Annotated in this window: 19 protein-coding genes and 2 pseudogenes; 8 read left to right on the forward strand and 13 right to left on the reverse strand. The window is 59.9% G+C overall.

The window, feature by feature from the left end; translation table 11 throughout:
* Nucleotides 1-212: 212 nt before the first annotated feature.
* Nucleotides 213-1,562 carry a hypothetical protein gene (locus KBY65_RS13225; RefSeq protein WP_143592922.1) on the reverse strand — a complete coding sequence of 450 codons (1,350 nt, stop codon included), beginning with the start codon at nucleotides 1,560-1,562 and terminating at the stop codon, nucleotides 213-215.
* A 227-nt stretch (nucleotides 1,563-1,789) separates the two neighbouring features.
* On the opposite strand from KBY65_RS13225, the pseudogene KBY65_RS13230 reads away from it, so the two are divergent.
* Nucleotides 1,790-3,378: pseudogene (locus KBY65_RS13230) on the forward strand (IS3 family transposase).
* A gap of 956 nt (nucleotides 3,379-4,334) precedes the next feature.
* Here KBY65_RS13230 and KBY65_RS13235 read toward each other — a convergent pair.
* Together KBY65_RS13235 and KBY65_RS13240 are read right to left on the reverse strand one after the other, a co-directional pair.
* On the reverse strand, nucleotides 4,335-4,853 hold the full coding sequence (locus tag KBY65_RS13235) for a hypothetical protein (protein ID WP_094561659.1): 519 nt from the start codon (nucleotides 4,851-4,853) through the stop codon (nucleotides 4,335-4,337).
* Nucleotides 4,854-5,032: 179 nt separating this feature from the next.
* Nucleotides 5,033-5,392, reverse strand: coding sequence for a hypothetical protein (locus KBY65_RS13240; RefSeq protein WP_255001910.1), 360 nt, complete (start codon nucleotides 5,390-5,392; stop codon nucleotides 5,033-5,035).
* Between the two features lie 398 nt (nucleotides 5,393-5,790).
* Between KBY65_RS13240 and KBY65_RS13245 the strand changes: the two genes are divergently transcribed.
* From KBY65_RS13245 to KBY65_RS13255, 3 genes are read left to right on the forward strand one after another with little or no spacing between them, the layout of a single operon-like run.
* Entirely contained in the window at nucleotides 5,791-6,564 is a 774-nt protein-coding gene (locus tag KBY65_RS13245; protein ID WP_255001911.1) for an SIMPL domain-containing protein, read from the forward strand.
* A gap of 21 nt (nucleotides 6,565-6,585) precedes the next feature.
* On the forward strand, nucleotides 6,586-6,891 hold the full coding sequence (locus KBY65_RS13250) for a hypothetical protein (RefSeq protein ID WP_255001912.1): 306 nt from the start codon (nucleotides 6,586-6,588) through the stop codon (nucleotides 6,889-6,891).
* A 3-nt stretch (nucleotides 6,892-6,894) separates the two neighbouring features.
* Complete coding sequence (locus tag KBY65_RS13255; protein WP_094561661.1) at nucleotides 6,895-7,449, forward strand: DUF4236 domain-containing protein; 555 nt, start codon at nucleotides 6,895-6,897, stop codon at nucleotides 7,447-7,449.
* A gap of 440 nt (nucleotides 7,450-7,889) precedes the next feature.
* Here KBY65_RS13255 and KBY65_RS13260 read toward each other — a convergent pair whose 3' ends face one another.
* The 5 genes from KBY65_RS13260 to KBY65_RS13280 form a co-directional block, all read right to left on the reverse strand.
* Nucleotides 7,890-8,189, reverse strand: coding sequence for a hypothetical protein (locus tag KBY65_RS13260; protein WP_254988911.1), 300 nt, complete (start codon nucleotides 8,187-8,189; stop codon nucleotides 7,890-7,892).
* Nucleotides 8,190-8,269: 80 nt separating this feature from the next.
* Nucleotides 8,270-8,551 carry a DUF1651 domain-containing protein gene (locus tag KBY65_RS13265; protein ID WP_094561663.1) on the reverse strand — a complete coding sequence of 94 codons (282 nt, stop codon included), beginning with the start codon at nucleotides 8,549-8,551 and terminating at the stop codon, nucleotides 8,270-8,272.
* A gap of 10 nt (nucleotides 8,552-8,561) precedes the next feature.
* Nucleotides 8,562-8,846 (reverse strand): galactose oxidase, encoded by a 285-nt coding sequence (locus KBY65_RS13270; RefSeq protein ID WP_255001913.1) that lies wholly within the window; start codon nucleotides 8,844-8,846, stop codon nucleotides 8,562-8,564.
* A gap of 53 nt (nucleotides 8,847-8,899) precedes the next feature.
* Nucleotides 8,900-9,226: a DUF5615 family PIN-like protein gene (locus KBY65_RS13275; RefSeq protein WP_233128782.1), complete on the reverse strand. Its 327-nt coding sequence runs from the start codon at nucleotides 9,224-9,226 to the stop codon at nucleotides 8,900-8,902.
* Between the two features lie 66 nt (nucleotides 9,227-9,292).
* Nucleotides 9,293-9,520, reverse strand: a complete 228-nt coding sequence (locus KBY65_RS13280) for a DUF433 domain-containing protein (RefSeq protein WP_094561666.1) — start codon at nucleotides 9,518-9,520, stop codon at nucleotides 9,293-9,295.
* A gap of 70 nt (nucleotides 9,521-9,590) precedes the next feature.
* Between KBY65_RS13280 and KBY65_RS13285 the strand changes: the two genes are divergently transcribed.
* Both KBY65_RS13285 and KBY65_RS13290 read left to right on the forward strand, forming a co-directional pair.
* On the forward strand, nucleotides 9,591-9,785 hold the full coding sequence (locus tag KBY65_RS13285; protein WP_094561667.1) for a hypothetical protein: 195 nt from the start codon (nucleotides 9,591-9,593) through the stop codon (nucleotides 9,783-9,785).
* Nucleotides 9,786-9,827: 42 nt separating this feature from the next.
* Nucleotides 9,828-10,025, forward strand: coding sequence for a type II toxin-antitoxin system HicB family antitoxin (locus KBY65_RS13290; protein ID WP_094561668.1), 198 nt, complete (start codon nucleotides 9,828-9,830; stop codon nucleotides 10,023-10,025).
* A gap of 210 nt (nucleotides 10,026-10,235) precedes the next feature.
* Here KBY65_RS13290 and KBY65_RS13295 read toward each other — a convergent pair whose 3' ends face one another.
* Nucleotides 10,236-10,454 carry a DUF433 domain-containing protein gene (locus KBY65_RS13295; protein ID WP_094561669.1) on the reverse strand — a complete coding sequence of 73 codons (219 nt, stop codon included), beginning with the start codon at nucleotides 10,452-10,454 and terminating at the stop codon, nucleotides 10,236-10,238.
* Between the two features lie 9 nt (nucleotides 10,455-10,463).
* On the opposite strand from KBY65_RS13295, the gene KBY65_RS14005 reads away from it, so the two are divergent.
* Entirely contained in the window at nucleotides 10,464-10,631 is a 168-nt protein-coding gene (locus KBY65_RS14005; RefSeq protein ID WP_233128784.1) for a hypothetical protein, read from the forward strand.
* A 210-nt stretch (nucleotides 10,632-10,841) separates the two neighbouring features.
* Here KBY65_RS14005 and KBY65_RS14010 read toward each other — a convergent pair.
* The 3 genes and pseudogenes from KBY65_RS14010 to KBY65_RS13315 form a co-directional block, all read right to left on the reverse strand.
* Nucleotides 10,842-11,291: pseudogene (locus KBY65_RS14010) on the reverse strand (RAD52 family DNA repair protein); the annotation flags it as partial.
* Nucleotides 11,292-11,376: 85 nt separating this feature from the next.
* Nucleotides 11,377-12,003 carry a siphovirus Gp157 family protein gene (locus KBY65_RS13310; RefSeq protein WP_255001914.1) on the reverse strand — a complete coding sequence of 209 codons (627 nt, stop codon included), beginning with the start codon at nucleotides 12,001-12,003 and terminating at the stop codon, nucleotides 11,377-11,379.
* Between the two features lie 71 nt (nucleotides 12,004-12,074).
* A complete protein-coding gene (locus tag KBY65_RS13315) occupies nucleotides 12,075-12,545 on the reverse strand; it encodes an SLOG family protein (RefSeq protein ID WP_233128806.1) in 471 nt (156 codons plus the stop codon).
* 1,010 nt (nucleotides 12,546-13,555) lie between these two features.
* Between KBY65_RS13315 and KBY65_RS13320 the strand changes: the two genes are divergently transcribed.
* On the forward strand, nucleotides 13,556-13,681 hold the full coding sequence (locus tag KBY65_RS13320; RefSeq protein ID WP_255001915.1) for a hypothetical protein: 126 nt from the start codon (nucleotides 13,556-13,558) through the stop codon (nucleotides 13,679-13,681).
* Between the two features lies 1 nt (nucleotide 13,682).
* Here KBY65_RS13320 and KBY65_RS13325 read toward each other — a convergent pair whose 3' ends face one another.
* Nucleotides 13,683-14,537, reverse strand: a complete 855-nt coding sequence (locus tag KBY65_RS13325) for a galactose mutarotase (protein WP_255001916.1) — start codon at nucleotides 14,535-14,537, stop codon at nucleotides 13,683-13,685.
* Between the last annotated feature and the right edge of the window lie 309 nt (nucleotides 14,538-14,846).

Raw genomic sequence — 14,846 nt, forward strand, 5'->3', positions numbered from 1 at the left:
CTGGAGTCAGCCGGCAGAAGTGTGGATCAATAAGCCAACAGAGGAGCCAAACCCGACCCTGGCGCTACCCTTAATCCAGGCCGCCTGAATAGCAGCCCAGGAGTGACAACTTTCCTGAAAGTCACCGTAATAGAGAATAAAGCCTGATCACTGGCATATTGTGAAATAAGGATTTATCGCTGGGCTTTGGGAAAAGCTAAAGCTTGAAAGCGCTAGATCTTAAGCCAGGAGTATTCGACGGTTTGCTTAAGGTCTAGAGTCACAATATTGATGCAACCATTTCTTGTGGCTGCATCTCGCAACTCTTTCCATTCCGCAAGGCGTTTAGAATAAGTCTCGTCGCTTACGAATTGGCACGAATCTTTTTCTTGCAGTTCGTACTCTTCAATGAGAGGAATCGAGACCCTTATTTGATTAAGTCTTATGGTCCTGGCTCCATTCTGTTCGCCACCGGTAATCGACAAATCAACCATGCACTCAGTGCAGTGATAACTTAATGTATAGCCTAGTAGATTTCCGTCAGCATTTCTATAGTCGATCCTTATTTTGCTGATAAATATAGAATCAAGAAGCTGCTGGCTGCTCAAGGACTTGGGGGTCGCACCCTCATCGGTGGGCTCGAAAATCTGAATTTCGTACTTACATCCATCAGGAAGATTAATTATAATTGGATCGTAGCCAAGTTGATAAGCTACGCAAGCAGTAATTGTAGCATCATCTGATGACTGGTTTTTGATCTCGCGAACCTCTTCGACTGTGAGAGCAAAATTTTTAATAGCGTCTTGGACAAATGGAACAAGTCCAAAGCCGTAGCCGCCAGCGCCCATTGCAGAACGAAAATTATTGATGTTGTGATAAGATGCTTGCTCTGACCAATCACTGATTGAAATCCCTGCAGTTTCTAGAATTGGGAGGATCTCAACTTCCGGCAACAGATTCCATTGGCCTGATGCCATAGAATAAATAGCAGCTTCCTCGGAATTGACATCCATGGAGTAGCTGCCATCACCCCAATGATCTCTGAAGTCAGGATCACTGTCTTCGGATGTTGTGATTCCTACGAACATAGTCAGTTCGTCCCATGGGGTGCGCCATGTTTTTGTAAGCAAAACAAGACCGTTGGCTAGAGATTTTTTCTCATTGCCTAGATCTAATGCTTGGCTAGTTGTGTGAATGATTTCCTGCACGGTATCACTGCACTCCAAGAAGTCAATTTCTCCTGATCCTTGTTGGTCAGTGCAACAGTATAGATTATCAGCCGAGATGGTTGCATCTACATTGCCAAGCGATTTTATTGTTGCCCCATTATGAAGGAGCGTGCGAAGACTGATAACGGATCCATCGTCTAATTCCAGGTCGATATCTCCATCGTTAAATTCCGGTCCATCAAAATAAAGCTCATTGTCAACGTCTTCGAATAATCGATAGAGGCTGTATTCGTCATATTCGTCAATTCCAGCATTGTCATTATTGATTTCTGTAATAGCCGCTACCAGCGCCTCTCGTTCTTTGGGCAAGCTGCCAACCGTGTACCGGCGAATACAGCAAGAGCTGATTTGCATTTTTTGAAAAAAACAGACTTGTTTCAATCTTTGCGCTGATTGAAGCTCTTGTCAAGCAATCGCTTAGATTCTAGGCAAGTTCTTCTATGCTTATGGGCCAGGCTCATCCTCAAGTCAGCTTGGCATCGTGCTGACCTGCTAGCCACGCAATCATCTCATCCCCCCTCTGCCAGGAAAGATGACGCCTCTCCATTTCGATCACCAAGGGGGCTTGATGGAGCGAGTCGATGCGTCGTTACAGCGAGGCAGTCAAAGCTGATGTCAGAAGGCGGATGAGTCCGCCGCATCGTCAGAGCGTGGCCCGGATTTCTGAGGAGCTGGGCATCCACGTCATCACCCTCTACAAATGGAGGAAGGCCTGGCGGTTGCAAGGAGAGGTGGTGCCGGCATCCGAGAAGGACCCTGAGGGCTGGAGTGCCACCGACACGTTCACGGTGGTTCTTGAGACCGCTGGCCTCAACGCCACCGAACTCAGTGCTTACTGCAGGGAGCGGGGCCTGTATCCCGAGCAGGTGGAGCGCTGGCGGCAGGCATCCCAGGATGCCAACGAAAAGCCAGTGCTGACGTTGAAAGAGCAGAAGGAGCTGGAGAAGCTCCGCGCCCAGGACCAACGTGAAATCAAGCGGCTCAAGCAGGAGCTCAGGCGCAAGGAGAAGGCCCTGGCCGAGGCGGCAGCGCTGCTGATGGCCGCAAAAAAGATCCAGGCCTTCTGGGGAGAGGACGGGGACGACTGACGTCGCCTGTTGATCGCCAGAAGGCTCTGCAGATTTTGGATGAGGGCATTGCTGACGGTGCCCGAGCCCATGAGCTGGCGCTGCTGCTGGGGGTGGGGCTCACCACGCTGCAGCGCTGGCGCCGCCAGTTCGCTGGTCACGGTGATGGCATCGATCGCCGCAAAGGCAGCCACCGGCACGTCGTCCATCGCCTCAGCGAGGAAGAACGCCAGCGGATCCTGCTGACCTGTAACGAGCCCGAATTTGCGGCGCTGCCACCGGGACAGATCGTGCCGGTGTTGGCGGATCGCGGGCTCTACATCGGTTCGGAGCGCAGCTTTTATCGGGTTCTGCATGCCCATGGCCAGGCCCACCGGCGCGGTCGGGCACGGCCACCACAGGAGCCAAGGCCGGTACCGCGTCTGCGGGCTGCCAGGCCGAACCAGGTATGGAGCTGGGATATCACCTATCTCCCCACCACCGTTCGCGGGATCTGGCTGTACCTCTATCTGGTGATCGACGTGTGGAGCCGCAAGGTGGTGGCCTGGGATGTCGCGGAGCGTGAGGATCCAGCCATCGCAGCGGATCTGGTGAGCAGGGCTTGCCTACGCGAACGGATCAGTAGAGGTCGCAGCCAGCCGCTGATCCTCCATGCTGATAACGGCAACGCCATGCGGGCCGCCACGCTCGAGAGCCGGCTGGAGGAGCTGGGTGTACTCAGGTCCTTCTCCAGGCCAAGAGTCTCAAACGACAACCCCTACTCGGAATCCCTGTTCCGTACACCGAAGTACCGGCCTGACTACCCCAGCCGGCCATTCACCAGCAAGGAAGCTGCCTGCCAATGGGTGGCGGCGTTTGTTGACTGGTACAACCACCGGCATCGCCACAGCAGGATCAAGTTCGTGACGCCCCATCAGCGTCACAACGGTGATGCCGTGGAGATCTGCCGTCACCGGGCTGTCGTCTACGAACAGGCACGTCAGCGCAATCCAAGGCGGTGGTCACGATCCACACGCTGCTGGCGTCAACCAGAAGTGGTCTGGATCAATCCGCCAACACCGGAAATCCAACACCAACCCGCTACGTTTGTCGTGGCTGCCTGATCAGCAGCAGGGGCGTCATCTTTCCTGGCAGTCACCGCCCGCGCCACCAAAGATATGCACCCATTAAATTGACTTGGCTGTAGCCCTCTCGGGCAGGTGATCGCTGGCGTTAGACATTTTATTCTGTCCCTTGGCGTCATGGCGCATTAGTCTCGCCCACGGTAAACTTGAAAATACTGGCATCAACGTGTCTCTTCGACTATGGATCTATCTTTAGGCGTCCTTTCGACACTGTTGCGGCCGCTTTTGTCAGTAGCCACGGATGACTGGTCAAAAAGGTCGGAGTTTAAAACACTCCGCCACTTGGCTTATGAGCGCCTAAGTCGCGAGCTCCATTGGAATGCCGAGTGCCTTTGGAAGGTAACCGACAATGGGTCCAATGGTTATATTGAGTTGCTCCGTACGGAAGCGTTCGATTCACTGGTTGCAGCCAGTGTGCCTATTGATCACATACTTGGCGATCCAGTAAGAGCTGATTGGCTAGAGAACGAGCCGTATTCTCGGCCTCAGTTCAAGCATCGAATTGAGAGCTGTGAAAGCATTTCTCATCTTGTGGACCGAGTCTACAACCGCCTGTGGATGCTTAAGCACAGGCATCAGAGTGAGCTGGGCAATAGTGATGTTTCCTACTTGATCAACCTGTTACTATTCACTCTTGCCCACATTAACATGGGCAGGCGTAACATGCAGGCTAGCCGTTCCTACTTTCGCAAGCAGATTGCACTGCTTGCTCCTGGGATACACATATAAATGTGGGATGGTGTCTTGTGAGCTGGCTCGGCCGAGAGAATGTCTAACACTAAGATTCAGAAGACGGATGCGAAGAGCCGCTATTGCTGTGGTCACTGCCCGCTTCTGATCTTGGCGTTAGGAGGCCACCAAATGATCTAGCGCGATAGACTCTAGGCTTCCAGCAAATCCTGTTAGGACCATTTTGGCCCTCAGAAATCGCTCTTCTACCTGACTATCTGGCCAGTCATGACTATTTCAAGAGCTGGCGGCTCTATGCAGATCCCACTGACTAGGTATCGCGCAAATGGCTTGCCTGAGAAAAACTTCCACCCATCAGGCATCTTGTTCGCAAGCTTGAATTGACTAAATTTGCCATTCTCTGCTGAGGTAAGGATTGTCACCCTGTCTGACCACTCAAGTATATTAGAAATTTCCTGTTTATTATGCCTATTCTCGACAATCTCTCTTCCGATAACATTGGAAGGGATGGGGTGCTCATAAGTAAACTTATTCTTTTTTGATTTCAGGCCGCGGCGAAGCTTGCCATCCTTGAGGAAACCGCTTCTGTCGAGATAGTCAAGTGAAGCCTCTGTAGCCAAATAGGTGCCGCGAGCGAGGCTGTACTTAGCGATGTAGTTTAAGAGGCCATATCTAATGGTATGGTCTTGGTACATTCTCTCAAAGCCATCTAGTGCGACCATTGAGGTGATCACGTTAAATATGTCTTCTTGCAGCTGATTCATTGGTGCCGAGAAGTGTTAACAGTGGAGCCCAGGGCAGAAGGGCTTAGCTCATCAGGCCTGGCAGAATCTTTCACCATCTCATCGCTCTTGCACAATGTGGTTAGCGACCCAGATTGCCCATGACTGGGTTCAGCAGCTTTGGGAATATATTGATGGCCTCAATCTTGTGTCAAGGCTGTTCAGTCTTGATAGATGGTCACAAAGAGATCCTCGGGATTATCCGAGTCAAAATCAGACCACTCGGTCGAAATGTCTACTTCAGACCATTCGTCATCCTCTTCGCTTTCGCATTCTCCCCAGCACCGGTTGGCAACTTGATGGCAGAGACTTGTTGCCGCGTCCACTAAACTCTGATCATCTTCTGAGGCATCGCCGTCTTCATAGTGGGAGAGAGCCTCAGCCAATTGCGCAGCAGAAACCTCTTTCTCAAGCTCTTCCGCTGAATAGGCGACTAGGGGACTGGCATTAATAATGATTTTGTTGCGTGGCTCTTTTTTGACGGAATTCACTAGCTGCTGAATGATCAGATCTTGACTCATGCTCTACACAGGAATGCCATAGTAATTTAACTCTAGGCATCCTTCTCTATCTTGTCAAGCTACTGATCTCAGCGTGTCTATTCGGTGCGTGCATAGATCAAGCACTCGTAGCGTTGCTGTGTGTGCACCGCCAAAGGAGGCAGGCCATTCCCATGCATGAGACCAGGAGTGCTCCGCAGCTGATTGAGCTTTAACCAGCACTGGCGAGGTTGGCAGCTGATGCCCCGTTCTTGATTCCGGCTCCCTACTCGCGTTGTCTTGCGTTTGCCACCCTTGCCTTGGGGCATGGGTTCTTCGCACGAGCTTTGGGGCCACAGGCCGGATCCCTGAATAGGTTCTGGAGATCTGCTGCACAAGCCTTGAACCCGATTGACCCTCGCCAGAATGGCCCCATTCGGATGTTCCCTAACCGCCAGCAGCTTCGGGTTTGGGGTTCAGCCAGCTGGGCTTTCCTCAACCGCACACCACCCCTGGTCTTCGCGATGGCCGTGCTCGGCCTTGGCCTCACAACAGCCAGTGGCGTGCTGGTGAAGGGCATCCGCAACGCCAATGACACGATCACCGTGACCGGCGCCAGCACCGAGCGGATCACCTCCGACTACGTCGACTGGTCCGTGGAGGTGAGCCAGAGCGGCCCCAGCCAGCAAGTCTCCTATCAGGGTCTCCAGCCAGCGGTGCAGAAGACGGTGGCGTTCCTGAAAGCTCAGGGCACCGAACCCGATGAGATGGAGCTCGATTCGGTGAAATCCGAAAAGGAGGAGGTGCGCGACCCCCGCACCGGTGAGTTGCGCTCCACCACCTGGACCACCAAGCAGGCGATCCTGATCGGCAGCTGGAATGTGGACAAGATCTACAAGATCTCGGGGCAGATCGGCCAACTGATCGGCCAGGGCGTGCCGCTCACCATCAATGAGCCCGCCTACACCTTCACCAAACTCGGAGAGAAACGGGTCGACATGCTCGCCAAGGCGACCAAGGACGCCAAAGCGCGCGCCCGCGCCATCGCCTGGGAGGCCGGTACCGGCATCGGCGCCATCACCAACGCGGATACCGGCACCTTCCAGATCACCGCTCCCAACTCCACCGAGGCCAGCGACACCGGCTCCTATGACACCCGCACCATCGACAAGGACATCACGGCGGTGATGGCCGTGACCTTCCGCGTGGACTGAACCATGCCCAGAACAGCACTCATGCCGTCACTCCTGGCGCTCGCCCCCATGGCAGCCCTGGCCCAGCAGCCGATTCAACCCATCCCGAAAGTGGGCGGGTGTCCGCTCGGCTACTACGCCTCCGGCAGCTACTGCGTTCCCAGCAAGAGCAGCAACACTCGGGGCGCCATCGAGAAGAGCGGCAACAGCTGTGCGCTGGGGTTTTATAGCTCGGGCAACTACTGCCTCAGCAGCCCCAGCAACAACCGGGAAGCGATCCAGAAGACCGGCAACTCCTGCCCGTTGGGTTGGTTCAGCTCGGGCAGCTACTGCGTCAAGAGTCGCTGAGCCATGGGCTTCCGTTTCCGCCGCTCCGCTCGCCTGGGGCCCTTGCGCTTCAACTTTGCCAAGGGTGGGCTCAGCTCCATCTCGGTGGGCGGCCGGGGCGCCTCGTTCAACATCCCCGTCGCGCGAAGTGGGGATGCGCGCACCACGGTGGGTGTGCCGGGAACTGGCCTGAGCTGGAGCGTGGAGAACACGCCGGAACGGGCAGCCGTGATCCCTGCAGGGAGCGCGGAAGGGCTGCCCAACAGCCGCCGCCTGCGGCCGGGCCAGTTGGATGCTCTCAAACAGGAGCTGCTAGCGCTGCTGCGGCAGGGACTGTTTGCACCGGGATCATCCGGCGCCCTGCTGTGGGAGCACGGCAGCGTGTGCCGGCTGCTGGCCGATGACTCCCTGGGGCCCCGAACCGCGGGTCTGCTGGCCTTGATCGAAACCCCGGAGGCGATGGAGGGGTACCTGCTGCGGGCCCAGAGCCAGGATGATGCCAAACGCCGCGCCCAGCGCTGCATCCAGGCGGTGCAGGAGGCGGCGCGCCTGGTGGCTGAGAAGCGATTGTTGGGCTGACAAAACAAAACCCCCGAGGTGGGCCCCGGGGGTCGTCGTGTCATCACACGCTGGAGCGTGGCATGGGCTGGCGAAGCTGCTGGCGTTGGCACCTGGGGCCGAACATTCCAGGTGTGGGGCTATTGGTTCTCCGGAGGGCACCTAAAGCGGTGCAGTTGGAGTGTCGATCAGTCAGGCGCACAAGGTGAGAATCAGCGGCGAAGGCTGCTCTCTTGCCCGGCTGAACGACCCGCCCACGATTGGGTGAAGACTGTTGGAGCAGGGGCCTGCAGTCAGCGTGCTTCTGGTAACTGGCGGGGTGGCGTGTCGTCCATTTTGGGCGCCTCCTTGATTTCTGAACTCAGATTGGCGCCGCCTGCCTCCCCGCACAATCGGCCATTACACGCATTGCCTCCGGCTCCAGACGGGAGCAGGGTGGAGGTTTGGCGTGCTGAATCGGGTCAGCCGCCCTGACGCACCTTTTTCACAGCGAGGCCGGCCTCAGTGGCGCTGACGCCGGCCAAGGCCAGCAGGCCGATCAGCCCCAGCAGTTGGTTCTTGGTCTCTGCTGCGGCATCAGCGTTCTGGCCCAGCACGGCACCAGCGACAAACCATGCGGTGGCGAGGGCCGAGGTGATCCTCCAGTACGCCTTCCAGCGGCGCTGATAGAGGTAGCCGGCTCCCAGGCCCGGCAGCACGTTCAGCACGACCGCCACCCAACCGGCGGAAGCGGCAAGGATCTGCTCACGGGTGGGGGGCATGGCGACACAGACGAGGGGCGGCACTTTGGCGAGCGGGGCTCGGCACCTGCGGCTGAGCGATGCAGCGATGCCGATGTAGCTCAGGCCCGCAGCGGCCTCGGCGGAATCCATTGCGGCGAACAGGCCCGCCAACCCTGCTGCCGCTTCTGAACCCAGAGCCTGATCGCCTGCTCCCGCGTCAGCTCCCTGCGCCGCTTCAGCAGCGGCGCAGGCTCTCCGGGGATCAGCTCCCCGAGGGTCACCTCCAACGCCTGACTCCAGCGGTCGTAGCGCAGCGGTTGGAAGTGCAGCACTTGGCGGCCGTCGCTGATCCACCCGTCCTGCGGGGAGAGTGGCGGGCGCTTCTTGTCACCGACGTGCATGAGGAGCTGCTCAGGCCACCTCCGGCGCCCAACCCTGCTGACGCACCATGTCGTCGGCCCAGCCCTGGCAGCGGCTGGTGAGGTGCTCGCCGTGGGCGATCAGGCCCAGGTGCAACTGGCAGGTGAGCACCGGGATGCAGTTCACCCCGGCGTGATGGCGAAACCAATGGCAGGTCATGCAGACCTTGCGGCTGCGGGTCTTGAGCAGCACGTCTTCATCGAGATACGGCCACTCCTCGACTGGGGTTTCGAGCCGGGCGGCCAGAGCCGCTGGCCGCGGGAGGGGGATGCCCATGAACCAACTCGCATGCGTACATCTGTACTAGCACGGTTGCGGTTGGTGGCGGTTCAGCCCCGCCTGGTCAGCGGCAGGATTCGCGCCCGTGCGCGGCATTCATCGACCACCACCAGCGCTCCTTGCTCCATTTCGGTTGCATACGACCGAAGGACCGACAGAACCAGGGTGCCGATTGCCTCAGGGAGCACGTTGATGCAGCGCACCTGGAGCACGCTGGGACCATTAACTCCGCTGAGGGCGAGCATCGTCCCGAAGTCCAGGTCGTGCGTGAAAACGGCGTAGTCGTTGGCGACTGCCCACTGCATCAGGGCCGTATCAGGAGCCCTCGGGTCGCCCACCTCAGACCAACGCACAGCTTCATGGCCGGCGGCCTGCAAGAGCGAGATCCATTCGGTCGACAGGCTGTTGCGTTGAAACAGCCATGTCGACCAGGAGTCTGGCCATCAGCTCAGGACCAGAGCCTCTTCCCGCTCTTCCATGCGCCAGGCGGCGTAGGCGAGAGCCGCATCGATGTCTGCCGGTTCAAGCAGGGGGTAGGCCTGCAAGATGCGCTCCCGACTGTTTCCACTGGCGACCAAGCCCACGATGGTGCCCACCGTGATCCGTAGCCCGCGGATGCAGGGCTTGCCGCTCATCACGGCGGGGTCGTGGCTGATGAGTGGGAACGCCATGGGCCAATCGTAGAAAGAAGCACTCTGTTTGCCTTGGTCTGAATACGGTTCAGGCAGAGGAGAGCTGCCGATGCTCCGCGAACTCGTGCTGGCGATTGGCATCCCCCTGCTGGTGCTGCTGCTGGCGGAACTCGCGCTGGAGCAGTGGCGCTATCAGCTGCCGGCTTGGTTGGAGCGGTTGGCGGCGCGTCCGTCCTGGCTCTGGAACACCGGCATCGGGCTGATCATCGGCCTGTCATTGCTGCGCTGGCTGCTGCAGCGCTGAGGCTGGATCTGGCTAGGTTCAAGTCAGCATGAGGACCGGGCGGTGTCGTACAGGATCCGTTTGCTGGAGACAGAGGAGGGCTGGTCGGTGAGTTGCCTGGATCTGCCCGGGTGCCATTCGCAGGGCGACAACCGGGAAGAAGCCCTGGCCAACATCCGCGAGGCCATCGGTCTTTGGCTTGAGGTGGAGGCAGCAGAAGCCGGCATCAAGCAAGTGGAGACACTGGAGCTGGCGATCTGAATGCCCCGCCCGCCCGGGATCAGCTAGAAAGACGCTGTTCGCGCATTCCAGAAGCTGGGTTACCGCATCGTGCGGGAGTCAGGCCACCTGATCTTGAGCAATGGCGAAAGGAGGCTGGTCATCCCTCGGCATGACCCCATCAACGCCATCACCAAGGGGCTCCATCGCCCGTGATGCAGGCCTGACTCCTCAGCAATTCCGAGACCTGCTCTAAGTGGAGGATGCCTCGGTCACCAGCAAGGCCTGCTCCAGGCTCACCCCGGGGAAGATCTCCACAAACTCAGCGAGGGAGACTTCGTCTTCCAGGTTCTCGAAGAGAGCGGCCACCGGGATCCGAGTTCCGCGGAACACCCAGGCACCACTGACGCGCTGCGGATCCTGCTCCACCGCGGTGCAGCCAGCCCAGCCGAGTCCGGTTTGCGTGCGCATGGCCCCATCGTGGCCGATCTCTATCAGGGTAAGCAGCTCGATGCCATTGAGCTGCTTCCTCCTCAGCGTTTAAGCCGCAGCCTGGTGCTGATCTGTCAGGCGCACCTCCCGGTGCGACACCAGAAACGTCTCAATCCAGTCGTGGTGCCTGCGCTGGCAGATCCGATCGGCGATTGAGGGAACCTCGGCCGGCACCTGGAAGCGTTTGCGGAATGCCTTGGTGAACCCTTCCAGAGCGGGGCGGGGCAAACACCGCACTGTGGCCAGAAGCTTTTGAACGGTGGCGGGATCAAGGGGCTCAAGCCCTGCCTCAGCCAGGTCGGTGCTCTGCACCGGTTGCGATGGTGCCGATGACGGCACAGGGCTTCTGGGTGGAGGGGCAACGGTATTCGTGACCTCCCGCTGCTGTTTGTCGTAGAGCGCCAGGCCAAACGGATTACCAAAGGTCATCAGGGCCCGCTTCATGGCGTCGGTTTCGGCCTCCTTGAGGGCGGACTAGTGGGCCTGGCCCAGGTCGGCGTCGATGCCGTGGCCGGCACCGCTGCCTTCTCGGATGACATCCCCGACACGGATACGAACGCGAGCGGTGTAAGTGACGCCCCAGCCGGCGCGGTTGCTGCTGCCGAGGGTGCGCTCGCGCTCGGCGACGCACTGCACGGCGATGGTTTCGCGTTGCCAGCCGTCAAAGCCAAAGATGCGGTTGGCCTCGGCAATGGCCTGCCAACCCTCCAGATAAGCCAGGGACCGCCCGGCCTGGCTGCGGGTCTGAACCTTGGCACGATCGAGAGGTGCCGATAGAGCGGCGATCTGTTCAGGGGAGAAGGCGGTGGTGCGCATGGAGGTGCTCCGGGTGAGGTGGGACGCGGAAGGAAGGAATGCGGTCCCGGTCCTGCTGCGGGCCCATCGGGACGGCCTGTGGCCATCAGGTGATGCGCCAGGAGCGGCGGGAGAGGAGCTGGGCGCCGGAGATCTGGCGTCCGGCTTTGAGGGCTTCCTTGATGGCGGCCTTGTCCGGCTTGCTGGTGGTGGTGACGGCGAGCCACTCCGAATCGAGGGCCTGCTCGTCGTCGATCACCACTGCCTGGGATTTGCGGCTGCTGAGCTCGTGATTGGGGAATGAGAAGCGGGTGGCCGCCGGCTGCAGCTGGGTGAGAACAAACACCAGCGACTCCTCCAGCGCATCAGCCCGGCCGGCATCACTACGGGCTAGTTCGCTGAGGCGCTTGGCCTGCTGCTGGCGATAGGCGGCCTGACCGCGGAGGTGCTCGATCACCCAGCAGGTGGCATCGGCCTTGGCAGCCAGCGCTGTCTTGTTGCCCTCTTCTGCCAATAAGGCCGCCTCCAGCTCAGCCAGGGCTGAGGCGCGCTGCTCCAGGTCATCGGTTTCCAGCTGCTCGGCCAACTGCCCGATCGCAGTGGTGAGCTCCTGGGCCTCGATGCCCAGCTGCCAAAGGGAGCCGGAACGCTGCAGGGCGCAGGCCGGGCTTACCGCTGACGGTGCCGACTCGGCGACAGGAGCCAGCGCGGGAATGGGAGTGAGAACAGCCATGACGAAGTGAGGAATGAAGAATGCGGGAACGGAACGCAGCGCCAGTGGCGCGGAAGTCTTGTGCTGTGTGCTCAGCAACCGGCGAGGGCTGGAGCAGCCCATAGCCCTGCCGATGGACTGACCTCTGCAACCGCGATCGGAACGAGAGATCGGGAGGCCATGCGGCGGGCCTGCTGCACCAGCGAGGCGGTGCCGGTGCCGCCCGGGAAGGCCACCACCAGCACCGAGGCCTGATAGCCAGGGGAGCTGTGGGCCTCGGCCCGGGCAATGGCCTGCTCCAAGAGCTCCCGATTGCGGATCGGACCGGCAGCGCGGCCGTGGCGTTGCCACTGAGCCGGCATCACCAAAGAGGACCAACCCAGCTGATGGGCAGCCCGGCCGATAGCGGCATCAGCGCCGCGGGCGCCGCCATGGAGCAGCAGATGCACCGGCCGGCCGCCAGCGCAGGCGAGCAGCTCAGCGGCAACCCGCTGATGGGACCAGACCAGATCACGGCCGCCTCCTGCTGCGATCACAAGCGAGCGAGCCGGGGCGTAACTCAACCTGGAACAGTGAGAAATAACCATGGAATCAGTTGCCGAAAGTGACAACTGATCGGGGCATCAGAACCGCTCAGAGATATGCGGCCGCGATGGCGAGATCAGGGGATGAGATTGCCGCAGGCGATGGGCTTGGGGCCTTTGGCGCAGCCCTTATTCTACCAGTACAAATGCACTTTAAGCAGGGTAGAAGCGCTGCAGGGCAATGGATCTATGCAAAGCGGAGCTCCATGCAGTAGCCCTGGATTGCTGAGGATCAAGACCTTCAGATCAAGGCCGAACAGAACAATGGCCGCGCAGCCGTGCAAAGAAACTGGGGCCTCACCCCTGCCGCCCACCGGCAACCAGCTGCCTGGCCACCGCAGCCGCGGAGGAGCGACCAAGCCCGCCAACCCATCACCGGCCCCGGAGCAAAGGCGGCGGCGGCTGGCCGATGCAGGCCACTGCGCAGCCGTGGCACGCTGAAGGACGGCCGTCGCCGACCGGAGCACTGCGGCGTCCGTAGAACGAAGCTGGTCTGGACAACCGAAGGCCCTTAATGCAACTTCGCGCCGCGCGGAACCTCGACAATCCTTGAATACGCCGCCGGCTTATTCAAGGGAACAGCCCTTCCCATCAATAAGGACCACCGCGCTCGTGCAATGCCTCGCTTGCCCCAGCGAGCAGCCGCCTTACAAGCAGCTGCTCGATATCCAGACCCTTCCTGACGAGCTCCAAGGGCCCTGAGACCCCAAACCTTCTCACATTCCTTCTCACACCCAAGGCAGCCGGACACTAAACATCAGTTACAGCAACAAGTCTTGGCGTTTGCAACCAGAGTCTTCTAAGCAGCCGGTCGTGTGTTCGAATCACACAGGGGGCGTTTCCAGGCGAGGCGACAAAAGTCTCAAAATCCTGAAGTTGGGGTGGCATCACGCACCGCCTGGGGAATAGGGCGTGTTGCACGAGCCGATCGTTTGGTTGAGCCCCTCATTGGCGCTTGGGCGGCATTCCCCCCAGATGGGGGCGCGGCATTGACCCCAGTCCTCGACACTGAAGCGCGGATCGCGCCACTGGAGCACACCATGGACACAACAGTGAGCGAGCTTCTGCTGGTGGCCGTGTTGTTTGCCGTGGTGGTGCTCTCAGGCAGGGTCTGAATCAGGCACGAATCAACGCGTAGCGCGTGTGGAGCTCGGTGCTGGCACCGGGCGCCAACTCGATCCTGCGATCACCGCTCAGCAGGGCCTGGCGCGGAGCACTCCAAGGTTCGATGCACACCATCGGGCGGGGCGGTTCCGTCCAGAGCACCACCAGATCGAAGGGATGGCTGAGCTGCAGTTCAAGCGTGGCGCCGGCCGCCTCATCCACCAGCCGCACCGGCCCGGTGGGACGCACCAGCAGATCGATGCCCTGGGCCAACCGTTGCATCTGCTCAGCGGTGGCAGCAGGCGCCATCGTGAGGTGGTTCAGGCATTCGTCCGGCAGCCCCTCAAAGCGCACCTCCTCCAGGCTGGAGAGATTGAAATAGGGGTGAAGCCCAAAACTGAACGGCATCGGTGCTCCACTGCGGTTGCTCACCGTGGTGACGATTTCCAGGGCACCAGGATCAAGCCGCACCTCCATGCGAAGCAGGAACTGGAAGGGATAGGCCTGGAGCGTCTCCTCTGTGTCGCGCAACTCCAGGGCCACGCCGCGGCCATCCGCCAGGGGCTCCATCTGCCAGGGCAACTGCCGCGCGAAGCCGTGCTGGCCGATGGTGAAGGCGCCCTGGGGCAGGGGCAGCTGGTTGTCCGGCAGCCCACCCGTGATCGGAAACAGCACCGGGAAACCGCCTCGCACCGACTGGGCAGGATCGTGGAAGCGCTCCAGATCGAGGTACACCACCTCCCAGTCGCCGCAGCGCCAGCCGCTGATCAGGCCGCCGCGCTCGGGCACCACCCGCAGCAGATCACCGCTGTCGGGATCGCTGAACTCCCAATGCGGATAGGGAAGGTCGCGCTGACAGAGAGGCATGTTGGTCAGGGCTGATGGGAGTCGAACCCACTCTGCCGCCTGCCTGCTGCAGGCGATGCCCCCTTCGGGGAACATCTTTGCTGAGCCCCGGCCATCCATCAGCCCGCGTCCCAGGCAGTGGTGTAATTCCCCCGGCATCCCCACCCCGGCGTAGCCGGGGTGGGCCGCGCACCTCAGACCCCCAGGGCCGCCTAAAAGTGTGTCTACGGAGTGCTGGCGGGGTCTGACAGCATCGGCTTTGGTCGGCGGGAATGGCTCACCTCCATGCCCCAAATCCCAGGCGCAGCAGTTGATCAGCTTGATTCCAAC

The sequence above is a fragment of the Cyanobium sp. Alchichica 3B3-8F6 genome (genome assembly GCF_024346435.1).
In the GTDB taxonomy this organism is placed as follows: Bacteria; Cyanobacteriota; Cyanobacteriia; order PCC-6307; family Cyanobiaceae; genus Cyanobium_A.